The sequence below is a fragment of the Nocardia thailandica NBRC 100428 genome (assembly GCF_000308795.1).
Taxonomy (GTDB): Bacteria; Actinomycetota; Actinomycetes; order Mycobacteriales; family Mycobacteriaceae; genus Nocardia; species Nocardia thailandica.
Genome location: NZ_BAGK01000051.1, coordinates 1 through 4,128, shown reverse-complemented (window position 1 = coordinate 4,128; position 4,128 = coordinate 1). Strand labels below are relative to the sequence as shown.

The 4,128-nt window shown below is 72.2% G+C and carries 4 protein-coding genes; all 4 read right to left on the bottom strand.

Translation table 11 applies throughout. The features are described from left to right. The coding region (locus ON36_RS05635) for a Rho termination factor N-terminal domain-containing protein (RefSeq protein ID WP_174377540.1) at positions 1 to 375 on the bottom strand (375 nt) is incomplete at its 3' end. Between the two features lie 445 nt (positions 376 to 820). Further along, the gene (thrB, locus tag ON36_RS05630; protein ID WP_043648522.1) at positions 821 to 1,747 is read right to left on the bottom strand and encodes a homoserine kinase; all 927 of its coding nucleotides are present in this window, start codon (positions 1,745 to 1,747) and stop codon (positions 821 to 823) included. A gap of 34 nt (positions 1,748 to 1,781) precedes the next feature. Continuing rightward, positions 1,782 to 2,879: a threonine synthase gene (thrC, locus tag ON36_RS05625; RefSeq protein WP_052313684.1), complete on the bottom strand. Its 1,098-nt coding sequence runs from the start codon at positions 2,877 to 2,879 to the stop codon at positions 1,782 to 1,784. After that, a partial coding sequence (locus tag ON36_RS05620; protein ID WP_043648516.1) for a homoserine dehydrogenase occupies positions 2,876 to 4,128 on the bottom strand: 1,253 nt, incomplete at its 5' end. The genes thrC and ON36_RS05620, both read right to left, overlap by 4 nt.

Below are 4,128 nucleotides of genomic sequence, written 5' to 3'. Positions count from 1 at the left end.
CGCCTCGGTTTTCGGCGCCTCGGTCCTGGCGGCCTCGCCCTTGGGGGCGTCGGTCTTCGGGGCTTCGGACTTGGGAGCCTCGGCCTTCGGCGCACGCTCGGCGGCGGCCTCGGGGGCCGCGGCCGGGGCGGCCTGCTCGGTCTTCGCCTCGGCGGCGGCCTGCTTGGCGGGCTTGTCGGCCTTGCCCTCGCTCTTGGCGGCGGGCTTGTCGGCGGCCTTGCCGCCCCCGGCCTGGTTCTCCTTGATGGCGGCGATGAGATCGCCCTTGCGCATGCCGGAGGTGCCTCGGATACCGAGTTCCCCGGCCAGTGCGCGCAACTGCGGCAACAACATTCCAGTCAGCCCCGATCGTGCGACGTCGGTTTGTTCGCTCATCTTCGCAATCTGTCCGGATTCACTTTCGCGGCTGCCCGAGTTCGATGGACTCGATTCCACCCCGGGTGTCGCGAGCAGGTCCGTATCTGTCACGGAAATCCTTTCACTTCCCTCGATTGCCGTGTGCAGAGTCGAGGGGATTCGTTCCGTAGTCGGGGCACGCGTGCCCGCTCGGATTGTGCGTCCATCCGGGCGCTTGTGCCGTACAGGACGCACGGGGCGTACCGGGGGCTTCGCCACCAGAAGACAAGTGGTGAGGAGAGATCATTCCAGTTGCGCAGCTCCCCAGCTACACAGCGCCTCCGAGGCTGGATGGCCTGGAGGCTCGCGCGTGACGGGCCTGCTGGAGCGATTGCCCTGTGAAGCACCGGCGTCTGATGCGCACGATGTACGGACTTGCACAGAATAGCTGGCAATCCGGAAAGTCGGCAAGGCAGGCGCGCCGTCAGTCGACCAGCACGCCGTCCGCGACGCCCGGCTCGACCACGCGCAAACCGTCGGCGATCGCCTGTTCCCGCAGGTCGGCGGGGAAATCCTCCGTGGTCAGCGCCAGCACGGTCGGGCCGGCGCCCGACACGGTCGCCGCGATGCCCGCGGCCCGCAACCGCGCGATCCAGGCCGTGGTGAGCGGCAGCGCGGGCGCGCGCTGGGTCTGGTGCAGGCGGTCCTGGGTGGCCGGGCCGAGCAGATCGGGGCGCTCGGTCAGCGCGACGACGGCCAGCGCCGCGCGGCTGACGTTGAACGCGGCGTCGCCGTGCGGGACCGTCTCCGGGAGCAGCCCGCGGGTGTGCGCGGTCGAGGAACGCTCCTGCGGGATGAGCACCACCGGGCGCAGTCGCGCCGCCGGTTCCAGCCGCACCGCCCGGTAGGACGGGGTGCCGTCGGCGGTCGCCTCGGTCCAGGAGACGACGACGCCGCCGAGCACGCTGGCCGCGGCGTTGTCGGGATGACCCTCGAACTCCGAGGCCAGCTGGACCAGCTCGTCCGCGCTCACCGCCAGCGCCGGGTCGGCCTTGGCGGCCAGGGCGGCACCCGCGGTCAGGCCGCCGACCACGGCCGAGGCGCTGGAGCCGAGACCGCGCGAGTGCGGGATGGCGTTGCGGCAGACCACGTCGAGCCCGCCGCCGGCGATGCCGGCCGCCTCGAGCCCGCGCTCGATCGCCCGGACCACCAGATGCGTTGGGCCCCAGGGCACGTCGTCGGCGCCCTCGCCCTCGACCCGGATCGACAGACCCGATTCGGTGGTGCGCACCTCGATCTCGTCGTAGATGCCCAACGCCATTCCCAGGCAGTCGAATCCGGGGCCGAGATTGGCGGTGGAGGCGGGGACCCGCACAGTCACCGCCAGGCCCGCGGGCAATGTGGCGGTCATCAGCTCGGTCTCACGCGCGTTCGCTGTCACGGTCTCAGGCCAGTTCGAGCTCGTGTGCCACCGCGACGGGATCGACGGCGACCGGCTTGACCTCGGGCATACCGGCCAGCGCGTTGTCGGGGTCCTTGAGGCCGTTACCGGTCACCGTGCACACCACCGTCAGGCCCGAGTCGAGCCAGCCCTCGGCACGCGCGGCGAGCAGACCGGCCACGCTCGCCGCGGAGGCGGGCTCGACGAAGACGCCCTCGGTCGCGGCGACCAGCCGGTACGCGGCCAGGATCTCGGAGTCGGTGGCCGCGCGGAACGCGCCACCGGACTGCTCCTTGGCCTCCACGGCGCCGTTCCACGAGGCGGGGGCGCCGATGCGGATGGCGGTGGCCACCGTCTCGGGATCCTTGACCGGCGCGCCGTTGACCAGCGGCGCCGCGCCCGCGGCCTGCACGCCCAGCATCCGCGGCAGCGAACCGGTGATGCCGTCGGCGTGGTACTCGCGGTACCCGCGCCAGTAGGCGGTGATGTTGCCCGCGTTGCCGACCGGGAGCACGTGCACGTCGGGCGCCTTGCCCAGCACGTCGCAGATCTCGAACGACGCGGTCTTCTGACCCTCGATCCGCGCGGGGTTCACCGAGTTGACCAGGCCGACCTCGGGGAAGTCGGAGGTCACCTTCCGCGCCAGCTCGAGACAGTCGTCGAAGTTGCCCTCGACCTGGATGATCTTCGCGCCGAGCATGACAGCCTGGGCCAGCTTGCCCATCGCGATCTTGCCCTGCGGGATCAGCACCGCGCAGTCCATGCCCGCGCGGGTGGCGTAGGCGGCCGCCGAGGCCGAGGTGTTGCCCGTGGAGGCGCACAGCACGGCCTTCTGGCCGCGGTACTTGGCGTCGGTCATGGCCATGGTCATGCCGCGGTCCTTGAAGGAACCGGTGGGGTTGGCGCCCTCGACCTTCAGGTACACCTCGCAGCCGGTCAGCTGCGACAGATGCGGCGCGGGCACCAGCGGGGTGCCGCCCTCGAACAGGGTCACCGGCTCCCAGTCGGCCGCACCGGCGAGCCGGTCGCGGTAGGCCGCGATCAGGCCGGGCCAGCGGGAGTGCACGCCGGTCTGGGGCGCCACGGCCGAGTTCGTGCTCATTCTTCGGTGCCTTCCAATCTCAGAACGCTGGTCACGGAGGTGACGGAGTCCATCTCCGCCAGGGCGGCGACGGTGTCGGCCAGGGCCGACTCGGTCGCCTGGTGTGTGACGACCACCAGACGGGCGCCTTCGCCGTGCCCCTGCTGGCGCACGGTGGAGATGCTGACCCCGTGCTGGGCGAACTCCCCCGCCACCGCGGCCAGCACGCCGGGACGGTCGGCGACCTGCATGTTCACGTGGTAGCGCGTGGGGGTGTCGCCGATCGGGGCGATCGGCAGCTCAGCATAGACCGATTCGCCCGGCGCGCGGCCGCCGTAGAACTTGTTGCGGGCCGCCATGACGAGGTCGCCGAGCACGGCCGAGGCGGTCGGCGCGCCGCCCGCGCCCTGGCCGTAGAACATCAGCCTGCCCGCGTTCTCGGCCTCCACGACGACGGCGTTGAACGCGCCGTTGACCGCGGCGAGCGGGTGCTTGCGCGGGATGAGCGCCGGGTAGACGCGCACGGAGACGCGCTCCTTGCCGCCTTCCTCGGGGGTTGGCTCGCCCGGGCCCGCCGAGACGCGCTCGCAGATGGCGAGCAGCTTGACCGTGCAGCCGACCGCCGACGCGGTCTCCAGGTCCTCGGCGGTGATCTTGGAGATGCCCTCGCGGTACACATCGGCCGCGGTCACGCGGGTGTGGAAGGCCAGCGAGGCCAGGATCGCGGCCTTCGCGGCGGCGTCGAAGCCCTCGACGTCGGCGGTCGGGTCGGCCTCGGCGTACCCGAGGCGGGTGGCCTCGGCGAGCACGTCGTCGTAGGCGGCGCCGGTCTCGTCCATGGCCGAGAGGATGAAGTTGGTCGTGCCGTTGACGATGCCGACCACGCGGTCGACCCGGTCGCCGGACAGCGACTGGATCAGCGGGCGCACCACGGGGATGGCGCCCGCGACGGCGGCCTCGAAGTACAGGTCGGCGCGGCTGGACTCCGCGGCCGCGGCCAGCTCGCCGGTGTAGTCGGCCAGCAGCGCCTTGTTGGCGGTGACGACGGACTTGCCCGCGGTCAGGGCGGTGCGGATGAGGGCGCGGGCCGGATCGATCCCGCCCATGACCTCGACGACCAGGTCGACGTCGTCGCGGGCGACCAGCGCCTCGGCGTCGGTGGTCAGCAGGTCGGCGGGCAGGCCGCGGTCCTTGCCGAGGTCACGCACGGCGACGCCGCGCAGCACCAGCGGCGCGCCGACGCGGGAGCGCAGGTCGTCGGCGTGGTCGC

What these genes read in the sequence shown, in the direction of transcription:
- thrB (WP_043648522.1), bottom strand. Translation starts at nt 1,747, where the DNA reads ATGACCGCCACATTGCCCGCGGGCCTGGCGGTGACTGTGCGGGTCCCC.
- thrC (WP_052313684.1), bottom strand. Translation starts at nt 2,879, where the DNA reads ATGAGCACGAACTCGGCCGTGGCGCCCCAGACCGGCGTGCACTCCCGC.